The organism is Curvibacter sp. CHRR-16, assembly GCF_018474005.1.
In the GTDB taxonomy this organism is placed as follows: Bacteria; Pseudomonadota; Gammaproteobacteria; order Burkholderiales; family Burkholderiaceae_C; genus Allorhodoferax.
In genome coordinates this window covers 281,145-300,406 of the sequence record NZ_JAHCSH010000005.1, presented here as the reverse complement: position 1 = coordinate 300,406, position 19,262 = coordinate 281,145, and the positions used below count along the sequence as shown (strand labels likewise).

The window sequence follows — 19,262 nt, the reverse complement described above, 5'->3', positions numbered from 1 at the left end:
GTTCCCGCTACAGCGTTTTGCCCCGTAAACGCAGGGCATTCCCGATGACGGATGCTGAACTGAAGCTCATGGCCAAGGCGGCGACCATGGGCGATAGCAGCCAACCGGTGAATGGGTAGAGCAAGCCAGCGGCCAACGGAATCCCCAACGCGTTGTACAGAAAAGCAAACATCAGGTTTTGCTTCATATTGCCCACGGTGGCATTGGACAGTGCGAGTGCTATGGAAATCCCACGTAGATCGCCTTTGACCAAAGTGACTTGTGCGCTGTTCATGGCCACATCCGTGCCCGTTCCCATGGCAATTCCCACATCGGCCTTGGCCAGAGCCGGCGCGTCATTGATCCCGTCACCGGCCATGGCCACGATTCGGCCTTGCTTTTGCAGCTGCTCCACCAAGGCTAGTTTGTCCTGAGGTTTGACTTCGCCATGCACTTCATCAATCCCAAGCTTGGCACCCACGGCCTTGGCGGTGGTGACGCCATCACCGGTCGCCATCACGATGCGCATGCCGGAGGCTTTGAGGGAAGCCAGGGCTTCCATCGTGCTGGCCTTGATTGGATCCGACACGGCAAGCAGACCGGCTAGTTTTCCATCGATGGCAAGGTGCATCACGCTGGCACCCTCAGCACGCAAGGCTTCGGCCTGAACTTTCAGACTATCCACAGAGACATTGATCTGCTGCATCAGGGCCGTATTTCCCAGCACCGAATGGCGGCCGGCCACGTGACCCTGCACACCAATGCCTGAACCAGACTCGAAGTTCTCTGGTTTTTCCAGCACCAGCTTGCGCTCGCGCGCCGCCGCCACAATGGCCGCAGCCAACGGGTGCTCACTGCCTTGGTCCAGGCTGGCCGCCAGACGCAGAACTTCGTCAGCATCCAACCCATCACTGGGGATTGCTTTCTCGAACGTGGGGCGACCTTCGGTCAAAGTGCCAGTTTTATCAATGATGAGGGTGTCCACCTTGCGCAGGTTCTCAATGGCGGCCGCGTCACGGAACAACACGCCATTGACGGCGCCTTTGCCCGTTGCAACTATGATGGACATGGGAGTCGCAAGACCCAGGGCGCATGGGCAGGCAATGATCAACACCGCAACCGCATTGATCAGGCCATACACCCAGCTAGGTTGGTGGCCGAAGAGGCCCCAGCCGAGAAACGTCAGAACCGCAATACTCACTACGGCAACCACGAAGTAGCCCGCCACCACATCGGCCATGCGTTGCATGGGCGCTCTGGACCGCTGCGCCTGGGCCACCATCTGCACGATTTGAGAAAGGACAGTGTCCGATCCCACTTTTTCGGACTTCATGACCAGGGAACCGCTGGTGTTGAGGGTTGCACCGATGACCTTGTCGCCCACTCGTTTGGTAACTGGCAGCGGCTCACCAGTGAGCATGGATTCATCGACAGCACTGCTGCCTTCTGTGACCACCCCATCCACTGGTACTTTCTCACCAGGGCGTACACGCAGCAGATCGCCAAGATGGACGTGGCTCAGTTCAATGTCCTCTTCTGTCCCGTCGGGCTTGATGCGTCGTGCCGTCTTGGGAGCCAGGCCCAGGAGGGATTTGATAGCCGCCGAGGTTCGGGAACGGGCCTTGAGCTCCAGCATCTGACCCAACAGAGTCAATGAAATGATGACGGCCGCCGCTTCAAAGTACACGGCAACCCGACCCATCGAGACAAAGGAATCAGGAAACACGCCTGGAGTAAGGGTGGCCACTACGCTATAGAGGTATGCCGCCCCTGTACCAAGGCCAATGAGCGTCCACATATTGGGACTGCGATTGACGAAGGATTGCGCGGCCCGGACAAAAAATGGCCAACCGGCCCACACCACGATGGGCGTGGCCAGCGCGAACTCCACCCAGCTCTGTACTGCCATGTCCATCCACTGCAATCGGTGTCCAAACATGGCCAGCACAAACACAACGGCTGTCAGAGGCAGCGTCCACCAAAAACGGCGTTCAAAATCAGCCAGTTCAGGATTCTCTTCGTCGTCCAACGACGGCATGACCGGCTCCAATCCCATGCCGCATTTGGGGCAGCTTCCCGGATGGTCTTGCCGTATCTCGGGGTGCATGGGACAGGTATAGACCGTCCCCGTCGCCGCGGGCTGTGAGGCCGGCTTCTCTTGAATCCCTCCCATGTATTGCATGGGACTGACGTCGAACTTCGCCTTGCATTTGGGGCCGCAAAAAAAGAAGTCGTGCCCCATGTGCTCGGAGCGATGAGGTGACTGAACAGTGACCTTCATTCCGCACACGGGGTCTTTGAGCGGACTCTCATCGTTGGAAGACCCTGCTTGATGGTGCCCGTGGTGTCCTGCGTGTGTCGAATGGTCCATGCTTCTTTCTCCCTGTAAACCTACGAAGGCCACTATGAGCCCAGAAATTCCAAGTCAGCGATAACCCTGGTAGACGCGCGAGCTGCCATCCTTGGCTACCAGCAGGACGTCATAGGCACCTTTGCGTCCGGCGTAAACCGCCCCATCCATACCAGGTGAGCCCACTGGCATACCTGGTACAGACAAGCCGATGGCTGTGGGTTTCTCCTTCAGAAGCCGTTTGATGTCATTCGCCGGCACATGCCCCTCAATGACATAACCACCGACCACGGCCGTGTGGCAGGAACCCAATTGCCTGGGCATGCCCAAGCGCTCGCGGACCACATCGTTGCCGTTTTGGTTGACCTTCACTGTGAAGCCGGATTTCTCCAGGTGAGTCACCCAGTCCTTGCAGCATCCACAGTTAGGGTCTTTCCACACCTCGATAGAGGCTCCATGGCTGGCGGCATGTACGCAAGGCAGTGCCAGTATCAAAACAGATCCGAGCAGCATTCGGCGCTGTAGTCTGGTCTTGAATTGAGTGCCCATGGTTTGCTCCTTAGTAGTTTGACGACAAAACACCATTCCGGCTTTGACAAATAACAAGGCGCCACAACGGCGCCTCGTTATTTCCGGAAACTGCCTGCAAGCCTCACTTGCGTACAGGAAGTCTTACTTGACGGGTTGGATCTCGGTGACCACCAGCTTGCCGCCGTCGTTGATCACGGCAAACTTCACCTTGTCACCTGCTTGAATCTTGTCCAGCAGCGACTTTTCTTTGGCCACAAAAATCATGGTCATTCCAGGCATATCCAGGTTTTTGATGTCTCCATGCTTGATCGTGACCTTGCCGGCGTCTTTGTCCACCTTGCGGATCTCGCCGTCGGTCATGGAGGTCATTTGTGTCTCATTCATCTTTGCGTTGTCCATCTGCGCGTGGACAACGCCAGGCATGCTGACCAAGGCCAACAAAGCGGTGGCAGTAGCTGCGAGAGCGTGTGGGATACGTGTCATGTTGAGTACTCCTGTATGGATGGGAACGAATTTCTTAGAGGTCGCTGTACCGCTTACTTGGCACCGACCTTCACTTGACCTTTCATGCCAGCCTCATAGTGACCAGGCATCAAGCAGGCGAAGTTGACGGTTCCAGCTTTGGTGAACTGCCAGACGATTTCACCTTGTTTGCCGGAATCCAGTGTGATCTTGCTGGGCTCATCGTGTTCCATGCCGGGGAACTTCTTCATTTGTTCCAAGTGTTCCAGCAGCTCTTTCTCCGTGCCCAAGCTCAGCTCGTGCCGGACCTTACCCACGTTCTTCACTACAAAGCGGATGGTCTCACCCTTCTTGACCTGGATCTCAGAGGGGGTGTAGCGCATGCTATCGGCCATCTCCACGGTCACTGTGCGAGTGGCCTTGGCGGCAACGCCAGCTTTTCCGATGGCGGACTCTTCATCATGGCCGCCGGCGTGATTGCCGCTGGCCAGGGCTCCAGTGGAAATAGCCGCAATGCTGGCGACAACGATGATGGAAGAGACAAATTTTGCAAACTTCATGGTGGGTTCCTTGGGTTAAAAAACAGTGGTGTACGAGATCAGTGACCGGAGTGCGACGACGGTTTGCGCGCATTCAGTACGGTGGTAGGGGTTGGTTTGTCGTTCGCGGGCTTGCCCGAGGCGATCTCTGAGCGCAGCCGCGCAGGTTCAGGGAGCACACCCGTAAATTCCTGAGCCACAGTGCCCGCAGGGAATTGGTACGGGCCCGGGTCGCTGTAGTCCCCCGGCTTTTGGTCCTTGCGCACCTTGAGCACAGTGAACATGCCACCCATTTCGACGGGACCAAACTGGGCTTGACCGGTCATCATGGGGGCCGTGTTTTCGGGAATGGGCATTTCCATTTCACCCATGTCGGCCATGCCGCGCTCGCCCATGAGCATGTAATCGGGTGTGACTTTCTGGATTTTCTTGATCAATCCCCGGTGGTCCACCCCCACCATGGTGGGCACGGTGTGCCCCATAGCATTCATGGTGTGGTGACTCTTGTGGCAGTGCATGGCCCAGTCACCTTCTTCATCGGCAACGAACTCAATCTGGCGCATTTGCCCGACGGCCACATCGGTAGTGACTTCGTACCAGCGAGAGGTTGGTGGCGTTGGCCCCCCGTCCGTGCCGGTGACCAGGAACTCGTGTCCATGGACGTGGATGGGGTGGTTGGTCATCGTCAGGTTGCCCACGCGGATGCGGACCCGGTCGTTGTGGCGCACATTGAGGGTGTCGATGCCCGGGAATACGCGGCTGTTCCAAGACCAGATGTTGAAGTCGGTCATCGTGTTGATCTTGGGCGTCTTGGTCCCAGCTTCCACGTCAAAGGCGTTCAGCAGGAAGCAGAAGTCCCGATCCACATCACTGATATGGGGGTGTTTTTCCTTGGGATGCGTGACCCAGAAGCCCATCATGCCCATGGCCATTTGCACCATTTCGTCGGCGTGCGGGTGGTACATGAATGTCCCCGGCCGGCGCGCGACAAACTCGTACATATAGGTCTTGCCAACGGGAATAGCCTTTTGGTTGAGGCCACCCACACCGTCCATGCCGCTGGGCAGTCGCTGACCGTGCCAGTGGATGGTTGTGTGCTCAGGAAGCTTGTTGGTGACGAAGATTCGTACCCGGTCGCCTTCCACCACCTCGATGGTGGGACCTGGGCTTTGGCCGTTGTAGCCCCACATATTGACTTTGAAGCCGGGTGAGACTTCCCGTTCAACGGGCTCGGCGACCAAGTGAAACTCCTTGACGCCGTTGTTCATACGCCATGGCAGCGTCCAGCCATTCAGAGTCACAACAGGGTTGTAGGGACGCCCGGTCGTAGGAATGAGCGGTGGCGCTGTATTCACGGAAGTCTGAATGACCGGTTCCGGCAAGGTGGCCAGCGCAGAGCGAGCCACCGCCATACCCGCTACAGCAGTAGCAGCACCTGCAAAAAATCGGCGACGGGAATTGGTTTGATCCATGGTGTTTCCTAGTTATTTCTCAGCCGTGGCGCCAGAGCCCACGCCCACGAAGCTGGCCGGGGCTCCGCCTTGCAAAACCAGTTGCAAATCAGCTTCGGCAATCAGGAGGTCGCGCTTGGCATTGATCGCGGACACATTGGCCTGCAGCTGGGCACCGGTCTCTGCCAGGAGATCCCAGACACTGAGCAACATTCCGTTGTACCGAAGCACGGTTTCGTCGTAGACGAACTGGCGCAATGTCTGCTCTTCTTGCGACAGACGGGCAGCTGCGTAGCTGGCCTCATAGATGTCAAAAGCCTGCTTTGCCGTTGCCTGGACGCGCATGCCCTCGGCACGTGGGAGCACTGGACGAAGGGCCTTCAGCCCTTTTTGAATGGTTTCTGCGGTGATTACTGGCGTGGTTACTTCTGGCAAGGTATCTGGTAAGCCCACGCTCGATGCAGTCCCCTGCAGCCGAAGTGCCTTGAGCAAGGCAATATGGGCCTGTTTGGATTCAGCCTCTGCCTTCAGTGTTTGCAGCTTGACGCTACCCAGCCTCGACTGCGACTGGGCCTGTTCCATACGGCTCCAATTTCCAACGCGCGCCATGCGACGGGCCAGTTCGGCAGCAGCGGAAGACGCCTCTTGCATGTCGCGCTGAGACTTCAGGCTGGCTTGGGCGGCCACGGCCCCCCACCAGGCCTTGCGGGCATCCACCGCTGTGTCGAGAATCGCGTCAAATTCATCCACATGGCGACGTACGGCAGGATCAACCTCCAGCCAACGCCCTTGGGCAATGTGCTCCTGGTTGACTGCGCCCAGCTGGGATAAGGACGATCCCAGTTCGGGGCGTGCACGCCATGCTTGCCGAACAGCGGCGTCGGCCGTCTTGAGCCAAAAGTCCGGTGCTACGGCAGAAATTTCCTTGGATGCGGTGTCGTTGGCCTGCTCCCATTTGAGAACATCCGCATGTCCCCGCTTGAATTGGGAGACTGCTTCATTGGCTTTGCGCCAATCCATGGAGCCTTGCTCCACAGGCTCCTGGGTGGTCGGCTGGGCGGATGCAACACCAGCTAGTGCGCACAAAGCGAGCGTTGCCAACCGTAGCGGTTTGCGTCGCTGGTTCGGAACACGGTGCATGAGAGTCCTTTGGGGTTGTGTGAAACTGGCTGAACTCTATCGAGGCAGTCCCAACGCCAACCTGTCGTTCAGATTACAAATTTGTAATCTTCGGCGGTGACTAGGCCCGTCGGTGCACACTCGGGAAAAGGACGCCGACTGTGAAGATACTGATCATTGAAGATGAGCCCAAAACGGGCGAATACTTGCGCCAAGGCCTCAAGGAGGCCAGCTTTATCGTGGACTTGCTCCACAACGGAAACGACGGTTTGCACGCTGCCCTTGAAGGCGAACATGACCTCATCATCCTGGATGTGATGCTCCCAGGCATGGACGGCTGGGAGGTGATGCGCAATCTGCGTCGCAAAGGCAACGAGGTTCCCGTGCTGTTCCTGACCGCCAGGGACCAGGTTGAGGACCGGATCAAAGGCTTGGAGCTGGGCGCAGATGATTACCTGGTCAAACCGTTTTCGTTTGCGGAGCTGCTGGCCCGTGTTCGCACCATCTTGCGGCGGGGCAAGTCCGGCGTCGAGGCAACCTCCTTGAAAGTGGCCGACCTGGAGCTGGATCTACTGCGCCGCCGCGTGACGCGTGCGGGCAAACGCATCGATTTGACTTCCAAGGAATTCGGTTTGCTGGAACTGCTGATGCGTCGGCAAGGTGAGGTTTTGCCACGCTCCCTCATCGCCTCGCAGGTCTGGGATATGAATTTTGACAGTGATACCAACGTCATTGAAGTGGCGGTGCGGCGCTTGCGCAGCAAGATTGACGACGCGTTCGAGCCCAAGCTGCTCCAGACGGTACGTGGCATGGGCTATGTTCTGGAAAATCCGCTGACCACGCCATGACGCAGCGCTTCTCACTCACCACCCGTCTTACCCTGTTTTACACACTGGCATCAGCTACCGTTCTGCTGGGCCTGGGAGGGGTGACCTCGCTCGCGATGAATCAGCACTTCGAGGACCTAGACCGCAGCCTCTTGGAGGACAAAATCCACCTTGTCCAGGAAGTCGCAACGAAGGCAACGTCACGGAAGGATTTTCAAGATCGCCTTAACGAAGTACTGCACAGCCATGAAGGGTTGATCGTTGCCGTCCAGGTCAATGGGAAGATTCTGTATGAGACTGCCCCGCTCAAGATACCTGACAGGTACGCAAGCCAAATCGGGCGGGACCTGCGCACGCAAAGCGTATCCAACTGGCAAGACGCAGGGCATCAGTACCGCGCATTGGGCACGCTGATCGCCACAGATTTCCAACGGGATGAGCCTTTGGCAGTGTGGGTAGCCTTGGACACCAAGTCGCACGATCATTTCCAGGCGCATTTTCAGACGACGTTGGTGTTTTATGTGACTCTCGCCACGCTGTTCAGCGGATTGCTGGGGTGGCTTGCTGCAAACCGCGGATTGGCGCCACTGCGGATCATGCGAACGCGTGCCCAAGCCGTGACCTCGAACAAGTTCGAAGAGCGCATGCCGGTCGAAGCCGTCCCGGTAGAAATGGCGGACCTAGCCAGCACCTTGAACGACATGCTGGACCGCCTGCAGGAAGACTTTCGTCGTCTTTCAGAGTTTTCGTCAGACTTGGCACACGAGCTCAGAACGCCGATCAGCAATCTGCTGACGGAAACCCAAGTCACGCTATCGACAAAGAGAAGCAACGAAGACTACCAGGACGTGCTGGCATCCAATTCAGAGGAGCTGCAACGTCTAGCCAGAATGGTGTCGGACATGCTCTTCCTTGCTAAAACGGAGCACGGTCTGGCACTGCCAAGCCAAGAGACTGTTGAGGTAGAGGTCGAGGCGCAGGCCTTGTTCGACTTCTACGAAGCACTGGCAACGGACAAGGATATTCGCCTGGAGTTGACTGGCAGTGGCGCGATCAGTGGTGATCGTCTGATGCTGAGGCGCGCACTGAGCAACCTGCTTTCCAATGCGATACGTCACGCTACGCCGGACTCCACGGTCTCCATCCACATTGAATATACGCATGACTGGACGGAGGTGAGCGTCACCAATCCTGGGAACACCATCAGCCCGGATATGCAACCGCGTCTCTTTGATCGCTTTTTCCGGGTGGACAAATCTCGAACCCATCCCGAGAGTGATGGCGCGGGGTTGGGCCTGGCCATCACACGCGCCATCATGGATACGCATGGCGGTGGGATTGCGGTTTCGTCCGAGGCCGGCATGACGCGCTTCACGCTGCGGTTTCCCAAAGCCAGTGGCCTGACAGCAAATACCAACGCGCCGGTCTGATTCGGACCGACAAGACCACGGCAGTGCTTGACCAAAACATGACGTACTTGTAACGTGCAGGTCATGCTTGTGTTGGGGGCAAATTTCTACATTGGAGTCAACGGTGCAGCGATTGCATCGTACCCACGAAATACCTCGTGGGGTTTACTCACATTGAAGGAGTTTGAATTATGTCCATTCGCAAATCTGTCCTCGCCTTGGCCTTGGCCGTTCCCTTTGCCTCCGCCTTCTCCATGGATCTCGCCATCGACAAATCGATTCCGTTGAAGGACGGCTCGGTCGTTCATCAGTTCAAGAATGGCAAGATGGCAATGGAAGACAAGTACGGTCGTCCCACCCGGATGAATGCGGGTGAAACCATGACTGCGGCCGACGGGACAACGATCACGATGAACAGTGACGAAGTCGCACTGCTGTCTTCGGTGATTCGCGACCACTATGGTCGTCCGGTCAAGTGAGTTGGCGTCAGGAGTCTAAAATAAATGCTGCCGAAATGTTGACAGCAGTTTTTGGCAATTAAGTTCAGAGCCCCTCGGGGCTCTTTTTTTATTCAGACCAGGTACTCGCCGCTGCTGATCGCTATTCCTTGTGGTTCACTCAAAACTTGAAGCTACTACAATGTTGCCCATGCGCAAATGGCTTGCCGTTTTCTTGTTGCTGGTAATTCCGATGCAGTTCGCTTTGGCTGCAACGGCTGGCTATTGCCAGCACGAAATTGGCGTAGCTACCAAGCACCTGGGACACCATGGCCACCAGCATCAGGTGCAGCCAGGGGAGCTCTCCCAGTCGGACAAGTCCCCATCCAAAGGTTTTGATTTGGACTGTGGCAGTTGCCATGCGGGTTGCTCCTTGGCAGTGGCCACCGCTGTCGGTAGTTCAGTCCTTCCTGGCATTGCCGTCATTGAGCCAAGCGCCGATCGCGTCTTGGCCTCACTTCCGCTTAAGGTTCCAGATCGCCCTCAGTGGCTCTCCCGGTCTTAACCGGGGGTTAGCTTTCGCTTGGGTGGTTGGTCAGTCGCTTTTTGGCACTGGCTAGCCATCCTCGCAAAGCGCATTCAATACCCCGCCACGGTGCGTTCTCGCACTGCTGGTTGGCGTACTTCAATCCAGGCACGCCGAATGCATTGGCCCAGCCCACAAGGCTGGGAATACCAACATTCCTGGAACTGTTCCTATGCCTTCAATCGGGCTATTCCGATACCCGCGCCTGGTTTGGCTCTTGTTTGTCGCGCTACTGGTAGCGGCAGATCAACTCGCCAAGACCTACTTTGCCAACACCATTGCACTGGGATCTGGGATTGAAGTCACCAGCTGGTTCAACCTCGTCCACGTCCTCAACACCGGTGCTGCCTTCTCCATCCTGGCAGATGCCGGTGGCTGGCAGCGGTACTTCTTCATCGCCATTGGGGTCGTTGTAGTCATCGGAGTCACATTTGCTTCGCTGATGCGCAGAACAGACCCCTTTGAGCGCAAGGTAGGGGCGCTTGTCGTTGCCGGCGGGGGTGGAAATCTCATCGATCGCATTCAGTCGGGCGCAGTGGTGGACTATCTGGATTTGCATTGGCGAGGGCTGCATTGGCCGGCCTTCAACCTTGCCGACATCTTTGTCGTCGCAGCTGTATTGGCCTGGCTGATCCTGAGCCTCAAGTTGCAGCTTCAATCCACATCCAAGAGCCAGTTGCCGGAGACTGGGGCATGAAGGCGCCATGGCGTGTACTGCTACTGGCCTGGATCGTGTCCGTCCTTGCAACCCTAGGTGCACTGTTCATTGGCGAGGTCATGTTGATGACGCCGTGCACCCTGTGCTGGTACCAGCGGATTTGCATGTTTCCCATGGCCATCATCCTGGGCATAGGGTGTTTCAACGATGACCGCCGTAGTGCGGTCTATGCAATGCCATTTGCCATCGTCGGCAGCGGCTTTGCGGCATACCACTGCCTGCTCGTTGCGGACTTGATACCCAAGATCTGGGTTCCTTGTAGTGCGGGCGTCTCGTGCGCCGACCAGGAACTGGCAATCCTCGGGGGACTGCAGATCCCCTGGCTCTCAGTTGCAGCTTTTCTGACCATCTTGGTCTTGCTTACTCACTATCTCAAGAAAACATCCAAATGAACTCCAAAAAAATCACCGTCGCCGTCTTGGTGGCCGTTGTACTGAGCTTTTTCGCCTTTGGCATGTATTCCTATCAACAGCGGGTGAAGAATTCGCAGCAAGACAAGGTCAGCCAGGCAGAGGCGCGCTTGGTCCGCATGCATTCCCCGGTCCTGGGGCCGGTCAATGCGCCGGTCACTATCGTCGAATTCTTTGACCCGGCTTGCGAGACCTGCCGCGAGTTCTATCCCATCGTCAAAGAACTGCTGAAAAAGTACCCCAACGACGTACGGTTGGTGGTGCGCTACGCGCCGTTTCATAGGAATTCAGACCTCGTGGTCAAGATGCTGGAGGCATCCAAGGTCCAGGGGAAATACTGGGAAGTCCTGGATGCCGTTTTGGCCGACCAACCTCTATGGGCATCCCATGGGGAACCCAATTTGTACGTTGCATACCAGTCGGCTGTTCGGGTCGGCGTAGACCTCAATAAGGCCTTGTTTGATGCCCAATCCCCTGCGGTGGCCGCAGCGCTTAAACAGGATGTTGAAGACTTGACCGCGCTGGAGGTGACCAAGACGCCTACGTTTTTTGTGAACGGCAGAAGCTTGCCCAGCTTTGGTGCTGCTCAGTTGGAGTCTTTGGTGGCAGAAGAAGTCGCCAAGATCAAGAAGTAAGCGGAGCTCTGCGCCATGGACACCCACACTCCACACTTCAACCCCATTCGCCGTAGCTTTTGCGCTACTGCGGCCTTGGGTATCGCAACTGGATTCGCTTTGAACGGATGCTCACCCCAGCCACCCAAGTTCGAGAGCACCGACATCACCGGTGCGGACTATGCCAAGGACTTTCGTCTCATGGACCACGGCGGAAACATAAGGAGTCTGGCTGACTTCCGCGACAAGATCGTAGTGATCTTCTTTGGTTTCACCCAATGCCCGGACGTCTGTCCGACCTCCATGAGCACGATGTCTGGCGTCAAAGAACTTCTGGGAGATCTTGGCAATCGGCTGCAGGTGCTGTTTATCACCGTGGACCCCGAGCGGGACACGCCGCGCTTGCTCAGCGAGTACATGCGGAACTTTGACCCGACATTTCTGGCCCTGCGGCCTGAACCAGCTCAACTCCAAGGACTGGCTGACTCCTTCAAGGTGTACTACCGCAAGGTCCCTGGCAAAACGCCCACCTCGTACACCATGGACCATTCGGCCGGTAAGTACATCTTCGACACCACGGGCAAGGTGCGCCTTTTTTCCAGCTACGGCACGGAAGCCAAAGTCATTGCCAGTGATATCAAGAAGCTTCTTGCTTACAAGTAATGCCGGAGACGTGAATGGATTCGAAAGAACGACCTTGGGCTAGGCCCTTGCGCCGAACCCGGCTACTGCATGTGTCTGCAGCCTTTTGTCTGGTGATGGGCATCAGCACCGAGGCGCTTGGAACAACTGACAAGAAGGTAAAACCCAAGCCAAAACCTGCCGCGCGAGCTGAGCAGCCCCGCGATGGTCTGGCCGAAGCCCGGCTGATTGAGGTGTATCGCCAGATTGGAAATGCCAATACGCAGGATGCGTTGAAGCTGGCCTCCTCTTTGGTGGCCGACTATCCCCATTTCCAGCTGGCGCAGTTGGTGCTGGGCGATCTGCTCTCTGCACGGTCACGCCCAATCCAAGGCATAGGGGATGTGCCTGCTGATCTTGCCCAAGCCGGCGCAAAGAATCTGCAGGCACTCCGAGCGGAGTCTCAACTCCGCATTGCGGCCATCAAGGAGCCACCTCCCGCCGATCGGATTCCGGCGCAGTTCGTTGCATTGGCAAAGCGCAACAAGCACGCCATCGCGGTGGACACGGCAAAAGCGCGTCTCTATCTGTTCGAAAACACCGAAGCTGGCCCCCGGCTACTGGCCAACTACTACATATCCGTGGGCAAGGCCGGTGTTGGGAAGAACGTGGAAGGTGATCAGCGGACGCCCTTAGGAGCCTACTTCATCACCAGCAACCTGGACCCCACGAGCTTGAAGGACCTGTATGGGTCTGGAGCGCTTCCGGTGAACTACCCCAACATACTGGATCTGCGCCGTGGGAAGACTGGGGGTGGTATTTGGCTGCATGGCACCCCGTCCACCCAGTTCACCCGCGCGCCCCAGGCGACGGATGGTTGTGTGGCCGTGGCCAATCCCGATCTTCTGCGGATCATCAACACCGTCGAGATCCGTACCACGCCCGTGTTGATCGGCAGCAACTTTCGCTGGGTCCAACCATCTCACCTGGGCGCAGAGAAGAAGTCCTTCACAGAAACGCTCCAGTCCTGGGCCCAGTCCAAAAGACCGGGCCGCGAGGCAGACATGATGCGGTTTTATGCCAATGACTTCAATGCCGAGGGCAAGGACTTGGTCCACTTCAGTTCCTCGCTGCGCTCGGAGATTGCTCAACGGGGTGATCGCCCCGTGGAACTCAAAGACGTTTCACTGATTCGCTGGACGGACGATGCCGACACCATGATCGCAACCTTTGACGAACTGGCGGCTGGAGAAAAGACCGGCCGTACCGTGCGCCAGTATTGGCAATGGCGAAGCAATGCCTGGAAGATCATCTATGAAGGCGTGATCGGATAGCCCCAGTGGAAAACCAATTGACTCTGTAGCTACTACAGGTTGAACAATCTATGCCGATGATTTCATCAAGACTCGGAACTATCCAGCCATGCCAATACCAGCCAATAGCAACTTCTACAGTACAGATACTTACCAGCGCCTGATTGAGCACTACCGAAGTGCCGCCCATGAGCCGGATGGGCAGCGTTGGTTGTTGCTGGAAGCCGCCCATATCGTGGGGCAGACACGCTTCTTTCCGCACTTGCAAGTCCATTGTTTGATGCTCTCGCTGGCCTGGGAAAGACGCATGCCGAAGGAGGTACTGGGGCAGCTTTTTAGAATCGCACTGGTTCCCTTGGGGCATCTGTTCAGGCGCCTGCCAATTGGCAACTCTGGCCGCGCGGAGATCAGTGCGTTCCGGGCGATGGCGCCTTCGATCGAAGTACTCCAAGTGATTGCTGCTGCACGGGCTGCAAATTTTTCCCGCTGATGGGCCTGCATGACCTATTTCAGGGTGGGCATTGATCGATGAAACTGCTTCGAAAAATTGCGCTATTGGTTCTTGTCGAACTGTGCTTTGTGACGGCTCGGGCCCAAGTCGTCGCCACCGAAGCCTGGGCGCGTCCCAGTGATCCCGGTGAAAGATCAGCGCCGGTCTATATGCAGCTTTTGTCACCCAAAGACACGAAGCTCATCTCAGCCCGATCGTCGTCCGCAGAAGCTGTAGAAGTGCATGGGGCGGCTCAGGACAAAGGCGGCAAGACGATGCACCCCGTGGTCGATCTTCAATTGCACGCCGACAAAACTCTGGAGTTCAAACCGGAGGGCTACCATTTGATGCTCGTGGACGTTAAAAAACCGATCCGCGCAGGGTTTGAGGTACAGATCACGCTGATCTTTCAGAGTGCGGATGGTGCGCGCGAAGTCGTTTACGTGCATGCGCCTGTGTCACTGACCAAGCCGAAGTAATCGTGCCCGTCGGAGTGGCAAACACGCGTTGTCTGCCTCACTGTCTTCCACGCAGTTTTTTGGGACTCTTGGTCTTTCGTGTCCCTAACACGATGAGTACCAGCAGAAAAACTCCGTGAAGCACCGTGTCCGCAGGCGAATCGGATTGAACAATCGCAACCAGTTGCAGTACGCCGATTAAGACCAACAGGAGACGGCCGCCCATTTGGATGGCCGCATCCCGCCTCGTGGGCTTCACCCCTGATGCCAGGTCGTCCCCACCCGTTTTACTTCTTCTTGACATGTGCCTCCAGCTCCGAAAACGTGGGGCGCTCGGTGGAGAACAGAATCTGGCGGCCGAACTCTACCGCTGTGGACGGGTTGTAGCCTTGCATGCTGGCAAGCAGAATGGTCTTGATGCATTGCAATTCTTTGCCGCCTTCCTCAACCTTCTGCTCCAACAGGCCTGCCAAAGGCTCGGCGAAGGCATAGGCCAGCAAAATCCCCAGGAATGTTCCCACCAGGGCAGAGCCGATCATCCCCCCCAGTACTGCCGGCGGCTGACCCACTGAACCCATGGTGTTCACAACCCCCAACACCGCAGCCACAATCCCGAATGCAGGCAGTCCGCCCGCAATACGCTGGATGGCAGCGACGGCTGCATGGGCCTCCACATGGTGCGCTTCAATGGCGCCATCCATGATGTTTTCGATCTCGTGGGCATTCAGGTTGCCCGACACCATCATGCGCAAGTAGTCGGTGACGAACTCCACGACGTGGTGGTCAGAGCCCACATTGGGATGTTTCTTGAAAATCTCTGACTGCTCGGGTTCTTCAACGTCTTTTTCGATGGCCATCAGGCCTTCCTTGCGAGCCTTTTGAAGGAGGTCGAACAGGAGTGCCATCAGCTCCATGTAGCGGTCCTTGGTGTACTTGCTTCCTTTGAAGCAAGACCCCAGGCCCTTGATGGTGGCCTTGATGACCTTCATCTGGTTGTTGGCGACAAAGGCTCCCACCGTGGCACCGCCAATCGTTATCAGCTCAAACGGCAATGCCTTGAGCACAACGCTGATGTTGCCACCGTGAATAATGAACACGCCAAACACGCAGGCGATGCAGATAAGCCATCCGACGATTACAAACATTTCAAATTCCTAGTCTGGAGCAAGTGGTGGCAGCGGGGCCGGAGTGCGGACTCTGTCCGTGGAGAGAGGCGCGAAACGCGCCGCATGGGCAATGCAGAAATGCACAGTGGCCCTCGTTGCAGGGCAATCCATCTGTGACATTAGGGAGACACGGAAACAGGCGATCTGCGCCGTGTCTAAGGGGATGAATCAAGGTCCAAAGCCACTCAGGTGGCGATGGAGCTTGATGTCAGGAGAGGGCTCGTGGAGGTCGGAGAAGCCCAGCCAAAACCGGCGTTTGCCTCGCGACCGCAAGCGCACCAACTGCGTACTGAGGGCGAAACACGGGCAGTTTTACGGGTTCATCGCCGATGACCGCGGCGATATCGGCAACAGCGCCGACATGGGCATGAGAAGCGGTATCCGCCTCACCTGTTTTGTGAGCCGTTTGATCAAGGTGGTGCTGATAAAACGCATGTGCCTCACCAGGTGTCTGAAGGGAGTCTTCCCGCGCGTGCTGCACCAAACTCAAGGAGCTAAGGACTGCCAGTGACTGCCAAAAAATGACAGCCAATAGGAAAAGAGCGCGGTATTTCCCAGACATCGAAGAAATTCTAGCTTCAATTCCCCAATCCCCCGAACTATCAGCCGGCTGGTTTCCCACATTGCCCGCAGAACCTGGTCCCCACCATCAGCGTGGCCGCACACTGGGTGCACCGGGCAGGCTGCGTGGACTTCCCGCAGGATTGGCAGAACTTGGCATCTGCTGCATTCAGGGTGTTGCAGGCTGCGCAAGCGACTCCACCAAGGTTCGGAGGCCGACTCCCGTAGCTGTCGCCATGGCCACCGTGACGTGGCGCGTGGTGCTCCTCTCGATGATGGCCATGGTGGTTGCCACCGTGACCGCCGCCATGGCCGCCGAATAGTCTGTCGAAAAAGCTCATTGCACTGGTTCCGTTCTCTTACCTAGGGATTGTCTGAATCAGGCCATACAAACTTCACTTGCGAAGCAAGCGCAGTCCGTTGCCAACCACCAGCAAGCTCGCACCCACGTCCGCAAAAACGGCCATCCACATCGTGCCTGCGCCCGTGAGGGTCAGAACCAGGAACACGGCCTTGATGCCGAGTGCCAGAACAATGTTCTGTACCAACAGCGCATGGGTGCTGCGGGAGAGACGTACAAAACGGGGCAATTTGCGCAGGTCGTCGTCCATCAAGGCCACGTCGGCAGTCTCAATGGCGGTGCCGGTGCCGGCAGCACCCATGGCAAAGCCAATATCTGCCCGGGCCAGCGCAGGAGCATCGTTAATGCCATCCCCCACCATACCGACGGCGCCACCTTGACCGAGCATGCCTTCGATCACCTTGAGCTTGTCTTCCGGCAGCAGATCGCCCCTGGCTTCGTCGATTCCAACTTGATCGGCAATGGCTTTGGCGGTATGGGCGTTGTCGCCGGTCAGCATGACCGTCTTGATACCCAAGTCGTGGAGTTCAGCGATGGCCTGGCGGCTGCTGTCCTTGACGGTGTCAGCCACGGCAAACATGCCATGCACCTCCTGGTCGTCGGCCAGCAGAATGACGGTCTTGCCTTGCTCTTCCAGCACAGACAGGCGAGCTTCCAATGCTTCGGAGCAACGGCCTTGTTCGTGGATGAGGCGGTGGTTGCCCAAATAGAAGAGCTTTCCATCTATGGAACCCTTGGTTCCTCGACCCGGCAATGCCTCAAACCCGTCCACATTGCGCAGCACAACGTTGTCACGCTTGGCCGCCTCGGTGATGGCTTTGGACACGGGGTGGTCTGAACGGCCGGCCAAGCTTGCAGCGAGACTGCGCAGTTCGGCCTCATTCATTGCGCTGAGCGTCACAAAGTCAGTTTGCGCAGGTTTGCCGTGGGTAATGGTGCCGGTTTTGTCGAGGGCAATGCTTTTGAGCTTGCGGCCATCTTCCAGATAGACACCGCCTTTGACCAGGATGCCCTGGCGAGCTGCAGCGGCCAGGCCGCTGACGATGGTGACAGGGGTAGAGATCACCAAAGCGCAGGGGCAAGCAATCACCAGCAACACCAGTGCCTTGTAGATCCACGCAAACCACACCCCGCCCAGCAGAAGTGGCGGCAGGATGGCCACCGCCAGGGCAATAGCGAACACCACAGGGGTGTAGACGCGGGCAAATTGGTCCACAAAGCGCTGGGTGGGTGCACGCGCGCCTTGTGCTTCTTCCACTGCGTGGATGATGCGCGCCAGGGTGCTGTCGTTGGCAGCGGCAGTCACCAGGTACTCAAACGAACCAGACTCATTGATAGTGCCGGCAAACACCTGGTCGCCCTCGGTTTTTTCCACGGGGAGGCTTTCCCCGGTGATGGGCGCCTGGTTGATGGTCGAACGGCCGGTGACGATTTTTCCGTCCAGGGCGATGCGTTCGCCCGGCTTGATACGGACACGAGCATCCACCGCAACCGATTTGGCGGCCATGTCTTTCCAAGAGCCATCGGCTTGCAACACCGTTGCAGTTTCCGGCGTCAGTTGCATCAAGCCGCGAATGGCATTGCGGGCCCGGTCGAGCGACTTGGCCTCGATCAACTCAGCAATGGTGAACAACACCATCACCATGGCGGCCTCTGGCCACTGTCCCAGGAAGAGCGCCCCCGTGACGGCAATGCTCATCAGTGCATTGATGTTGAGATTTCCATTGCTGATGGCAATCCAGCCCTTTTTGTAGGTCGTGATCCCGCATGCGAAGACTGCAACCAATGCCAGCACAGCAGCCATCCAGGTGGGTAACCCGGCCCATTCAACCGCTTCCGAGGCTATCGCGGCCACGCCGGCCAACGCCAAGGGCCACCAAGGTTTGGCAGGTTCCGGTGTCGGCTCTTCCAAAGCGGCGTTTTCAGTGGCGACTTCTGGGGTGAAGCCGAGGGAGCGCACGGCGGCCAGAATGGGTTCCAAGTCTTTCGGTGCGTGGGTGACCGTCAAGACCCGCTGCATTAGGTTGAACTCCAGTCCGCTTACGCCGGCCATGCCGCCCAGCTTCTTGCGCAGGAGCCCCTCTTCGGTGGGGCAGTCCATCTGCATGATGCGAATCGGCGTCTGAACGCCCCCATCACTGCGGGCGGGCTTTGCCAGTGGCACCAATGGCTGAGTAGCCGACGCCTCACTGCTGCAGCAGTCGGTCGCACAAGAGCTGGCCTTGCCCGGTTCTTCCAGTTTGACGGATGGGGCAGCGCAACAAGCATCATCATGGGAATGGGCGTGCCCATGGCCATGATCTTGGTGATCGTGATCGTGCGAATCGTGTTTATGGGAGGCGGACATAAGGACTTTCCATTGAATATGTCCAAATTACACAACCTGTAGTTACTATAGAGTCAAGACATTTCTGGAGGCCTTCATGAAAATCGGCGAATTGGCCCAAGTGGCGCAGTGCACCGTGGAGACGGTTCGGTATTACGAAAAGGCGGGCCTGCTCCCTGAGCCCGCGCGTACACAGGGGAACTTTCGGATTTACGGTCCTGAACACCTTGAGCGCCTGCGGTTCATACGCAATTGCCGGGCGCTCGATATGAGCCAGCAGGAAATCCACACGCTATTGGAACTGGCGGATCAGCCTGCGGACGGTTGTGGCGCCATCAACGATGTCTTTGACCAGCACATTGCTCATGTGAATGAGCGAATTCAGGAGCTCACACATCTCAAGAAGCAGCTTCGGGAGCTACGCGAACGCTGCGCGTCAGAACAGGCGGTCGATTCCTGTGGAATTTTGCAAGGCCTTGCGTCCATGGAGACGGAGGCCAAGATCGAACGCCACACTCATCTGGGTTGAACTCG

23 protein-coding genes are annotated in these 19,262 nt (G+C 57.3%); 12 read left to right on the top strand and 11 right to left on the bottom strand.

From position 1 onward, the window contains the following. Nucleotides 1-7: 7 nt before the first annotated feature. From KIK84_RS13190 to KIK84_RS13165, 6 genes are all read right to left on the bottom strand, one after another. On the bottom strand, nt 8-2,350 hold the full coding sequence (locus KIK84_RS13190) for a heavy metal translocating P-type ATPase (RefSeq protein WP_214123558.1): 2,343 nt from the start codon (nt 2,348-2,350) through the stop codon (nt 8-10). Nucleotides 2,351-2,404: 54 nt separating this feature from the next. Then, nucleotides 2,405-2,878: a DUF411 domain-containing protein gene (locus tag KIK84_RS13185; RefSeq protein WP_214123557.1), complete on the bottom strand. Its 474-nt coding sequence runs from the start codon at nt 2,876-2,878 to the stop codon at nt 2,405-2,407. Nucleotides 2,879-3,001: 123 nt separating this feature from the next. After that, entirely contained in the window at nt 3,002-3,343 is a 342-nt protein-coding gene (locus tag KIK84_RS13180; RefSeq protein ID WP_214123556.1) for a copper-binding protein, read from the bottom strand. Between the two features lie 53 nt (nt 3,344-3,396). After that, nucleotides 3,397-3,882, bottom strand: a complete 486-nt coding sequence (locus KIK84_RS13175) for a cupredoxin domain-containing protein (RefSeq protein ID WP_214123555.1) — start codon at nt 3,880-3,882, stop codon at nt 3,397-3,399. A 38-nt stretch (nt 3,883-3,920) separates the two neighbouring features. After that, entirely contained in the window at nt 3,921-5,333 is a 1,413-nt protein-coding gene (locus KIK84_RS13170) for a multicopper oxidase family protein (protein ID WP_214123554.1), read from the bottom strand. Between the two features lie 12 nt (nt 5,334-5,345). Continuing rightward, nucleotides 5,346-6,452, bottom strand: a complete 1,107-nt coding sequence (locus tag KIK84_RS13165) for a TolC family protein (protein ID WP_214123553.1) — start codon at nt 6,450-6,452, stop codon at nt 5,346-5,348. Between the two features lie 140 nt (nt 6,453-6,592). On the opposite strand from KIK84_RS13165, the gene KIK84_RS13160 reads away from it, so the two are divergent. The 3 genes from KIK84_RS13160 to KIK84_RS13150 all read left to right on the top strand — a co-directional run bounded on the left by KIK84_RS13160 (nt 6,593) and on the right by KIK84_RS13150 (nt 9,146). Next, entirely contained in the window at nt 6,593-7,279 is a 687-nt protein-coding gene (locus tag KIK84_RS13160; protein ID WP_138517129.1) for a heavy metal response regulator transcription factor, read from the top strand. Further along, nucleotides 7,276-8,688: a heavy metal sensor histidine kinase gene (locus KIK84_RS13155; RefSeq protein WP_214123552.1), complete on the top strand. Its 1,413-nt coding sequence runs from the start codon at nt 7,276-7,278 to the stop codon at nt 8,686-8,688. The genes KIK84_RS13160 and KIK84_RS13155 overlap by 4 nt, the downstream gene beginning before the upstream one ends. 170 nt (nt 8,689-8,858) lie before the next feature. Continuing rightward, entirely contained in the window at nt 8,859-9,146 is a 288-nt protein-coding gene (locus KIK84_RS13150) for a CopK family periplasmic copper-binding protein (protein WP_214123551.1), read from the top strand. Between the two features lie 139 nt (nt 9,147-9,285). Here the strand turns inward: KIK84_RS13150 and KIK84_RS13145 are convergent, their stop codons facing one another. Then, nucleotides 9,286-9,525: a hypothetical protein gene (locus KIK84_RS13145; protein WP_214123550.1), complete on the bottom strand. Its 240-nt coding sequence runs from the start codon at nt 9,523-9,525 to the stop codon at nt 9,286-9,288. A 337-nt stretch (nt 9,526-9,862) separates the two neighbouring features. Between KIK84_RS13145 and lspA the strand changes: the two genes are divergently transcribed. The 7 genes from lspA (at nt 9,863) to KIK84_RS13110 (ending at nt 14,335) form a co-directional block, all read left to right on the top strand. Next, nucleotides 9,863-10,387 carry a signal peptidase II gene (gene lspA / locus KIK84_RS13140; RefSeq protein WP_214123549.1) on the top strand — a complete coding sequence of 175 codons (525 nt, stop codon included), beginning with the start codon at nt 9,863-9,865 and terminating at the stop codon, nt 10,385-10,387. Further along, nucleotides 10,384-10,800: a disulfide bond formation protein B gene (locus tag KIK84_RS13135; RefSeq protein WP_214123548.1), complete on the top strand. Its 417-nt coding sequence runs from the start codon at nt 10,384-10,386 to the stop codon at nt 10,798-10,800. Before lspA ends, KIK84_RS13135 begins: the two co-directional genes overlap by 4 nt. Continuing rightward, nucleotides 10,797-11,453: a DsbA family protein gene (locus KIK84_RS13130; RefSeq protein WP_214123547.1), complete on the top strand. Its 657-nt coding sequence runs from the start codon at nt 10,797-10,799 to the stop codon at nt 11,451-11,453. The genes KIK84_RS13135 and KIK84_RS13130 overlap by 4 nt, the downstream gene beginning before the upstream one ends. Before the next feature lie 15 nt (nt 11,454-11,468). Then, nucleotides 11,469-12,095, top strand: coding sequence for an SCO family protein (locus KIK84_RS13125; RefSeq protein WP_214123546.1), 627 nt, complete (start codon nt 11,469-11,471; stop codon nt 12,093-12,095). Nucleotides 12,096-12,166: 71 nt separating this feature from the next. Next, on the top strand, nt 12,167-13,387 hold the full coding sequence (locus tag KIK84_RS13120; protein WP_349815930.1) for a L,D-transpeptidase family protein: 1,221 nt from the start codon (nt 12,167-12,169) through the stop codon (nt 13,385-13,387). Between the two features lie 88 nt (nt 13,388-13,475). Next, entirely contained in the window at nt 13,476-13,856 is a 381-nt protein-coding gene (locus KIK84_RS13115; protein ID WP_214123544.1) for a DUF3703 domain-containing protein, read from the top strand. 38 nt (nt 13,857-13,894) lie between these two features. After that, on the top strand, nt 13,895-14,335 hold the full coding sequence (locus KIK84_RS13110) for a copper chaperone PCu(A)C (RefSeq protein ID WP_214123543.1): 441 nt from the start codon (nt 13,895-13,897) through the stop codon (nt 14,333-14,335). 266 nt (nt 14,336-14,601) lie between these two features. Here the strand turns inward: KIK84_RS13110 and motA are convergent, their stop codons facing one another. Continuing rightward, complete coding sequence (gene motA / locus KIK84_RS13105; protein ID WP_214123542.1) at nt 14,602-15,459, bottom strand: flagellar motor stator protein MotA; 858 nt, start codon at nt 15,457-15,459, stop codon at nt 14,602-14,604. Between the two features lie 277 nt (nt 15,460-15,736). Between motA and KIK84_RS13100 the strand changes: the two genes are divergently transcribed. After that, nucleotides 15,737-15,991 (top strand): hypothetical protein, encoded by a 255-nt coding sequence (locus KIK84_RS13100; RefSeq protein ID WP_214123541.1) that lies wholly within the window; start codon nt 15,737-15,739, stop codon nt 15,989-15,991. A gap of 91 nt (nt 15,992-16,082) precedes the next feature. Here the strand turns inward: KIK84_RS13100 and KIK84_RS16635 are convergent, their stop codons facing one another. From KIK84_RS16635 to KIK84_RS13090, 3 genes are all read right to left on the bottom strand, one after another. Then, nucleotides 16,083-16,214 carry a double zinc ribbon domain-containing protein gene (locus KIK84_RS16635; protein WP_250207973.1) on the bottom strand — a complete coding sequence of 44 codons (132 nt, stop codon included), beginning with the start codon at nt 16,212-16,214 and terminating at the stop codon, nt 16,083-16,085. Then, nucleotides 16,211-16,351: a hypothetical protein gene (locus tag KIK84_RS16630; protein WP_250207980.1), complete on the bottom strand. Its 141-nt coding sequence runs from the start codon at nt 16,349-16,351 to the stop codon at nt 16,211-16,213. The genes KIK84_RS16635 and KIK84_RS16630 overlap by 4 nt, the downstream gene beginning before the upstream one ends. An 85-nt stretch (nt 16,352-16,436) precedes the next feature. Beyond that, on the bottom strand, nt 16,437-18,749 hold the full coding sequence (locus KIK84_RS13090) for a heavy metal translocating P-type ATPase (protein WP_214123539.1): 2,313 nt from the start codon (nt 18,747-18,749) through the stop codon (nt 16,437-16,439). A gap of 76 nt (nt 18,750-18,825) precedes the next feature. Here KIK84_RS13090 and cadR point away from each other — a divergent pair, with 76 nt between their 5' ends. After that, complete coding sequence (gene cadR / locus KIK84_RS13085; RefSeq protein WP_214123538.1) at nt 18,826-19,257, top strand: Cd(II)/Pb(II)-responsive transcriptional regulator; 432 nt, start codon at nt 18,826-18,828, stop codon at nt 19,255-19,257. The last annotated feature ends 5 nt before the right edge of the window (nt 19,258-19,262 follow it).

Bases quoted from the DNA above. Each gene is read 5' to 3' on its own strand.
- KIK84_RS13190 (WP_214123558.1), bottom strand. From the start codon at position 2,350: ATGGACCATTCGACACACGCAGGACACCACGGGCACCATCAAGCAGGG.
- KIK84_RS13115 (WP_214123544.1), top strand. From the start codon at position 13,476: ATGCCAATACCAGCCAATAGCAACTTCTACAGTACAGATACTTACCAG.
- KIK84_RS13145 (WP_214123550.1), bottom strand. From the start codon at position 9,525: ATGGCAACTGCCACAGTCCAAATCAAAACCTTTGGATGGGGACTTGTC.
- KIK84_RS13110 (WP_214123543.1), top strand. From the start codon at position 13,895: ATGAAACTGCTTCGAAAAATTGCGCTATTGGTTCTTGTCGAACTGTGC.
- KIK84_RS13165 (WP_214123553.1), bottom strand. From the start codon at position 6,452: ATGCACCGTGTTCCGAACCAGCGACGCAAACCGCTACGGTTGGCAACG.
- KIK84_RS13150 (WP_214123551.1), top strand. From the start codon at position 8,859: ATGTCCATTCGCAAATCTGTCCTCGCCTTGGCCTTGGCCGTTCCCTTT.
- KIK84_RS13185 (WP_214123557.1), bottom strand. From the start codon at position 2,878: ATGGGCACTCAATTCAAGACCAGACTACAGCGCCGAATGCTGCTCGGA.
- KIK84_RS13090 (WP_214123539.1), bottom strand. From the start codon at position 18,749: ATGTCCGCCTCCCATAAACACGATTCGCACGATCACGATCACCAAGAT.
- cadR (WP_214123538.1), top strand. From the start codon at position 18,826: ATGAAAATCGGCGAATTGGCCCAAGTGGCGCAGTGCACCGTGGAGACG.
- motA (WP_214123542.1), bottom strand. From the start codon at position 15,459: ATGTTTGTAATCGTCGGATGGCTTATCTGCATCGCCTGCGTGTTTGGC.
- KIK84_RS16630 (WP_250207980.1), bottom strand. From the start codon at position 16,351: ATGGCGGCGGTCACGGTGGCAACCACCATGGCCATCATCGAGAGGAGC.
- KIK84_RS13175 (WP_214123555.1), bottom strand. From the start codon at position 3,882: ATGAAGTTTGCAAAATTTGTCTCTTCCATCATCGTTGTCGCCAGCATT.
- KIK84_RS13170 (WP_214123554.1), bottom strand. From the start codon at position 5,333: ATGGATCAAACCAATTCCCGTCGCCGATTTTTTGCAGGTGCTGCTACT.
- KIK84_RS13155 (WP_214123552.1), top strand. From the start codon at position 7,276: ATGACGCAGCGCTTCTCACTCACCACCCGTCTTACCCTGTTTTACACA.
- KIK84_RS13125 (WP_214123546.1), top strand. From the start codon at position 11,469: ATGGACACCCACACTCCACACTTCAACCCCATTCGCCGTAGCTTTTGC.
- KIK84_RS13180 (WP_214123556.1), bottom strand. From the start codon at position 3,343: ATGACACGTATCCCACACGCTCTCGCAGCTACTGCCACCGCTTTGTTG.
- KIK84_RS13130 (WP_214123547.1), top strand. From the start codon at position 10,797: ATGAACTCCAAAAAAATCACCGTCGCCGTCTTGGTGGCCGTTGTACTG.
- lspA (WP_214123549.1), top strand. From the start codon at position 9,863: ATGCCTTCAATCGGGCTATTCCGATACCCGCGCCTGGTTTGGCTCTTG.
- KIK84_RS13135 (WP_214123548.1), top strand. From the start codon at position 10,384: ATGAAGGCGCCATGGCGTGTACTGCTACTGGCCTGGATCGTGTCCGTC.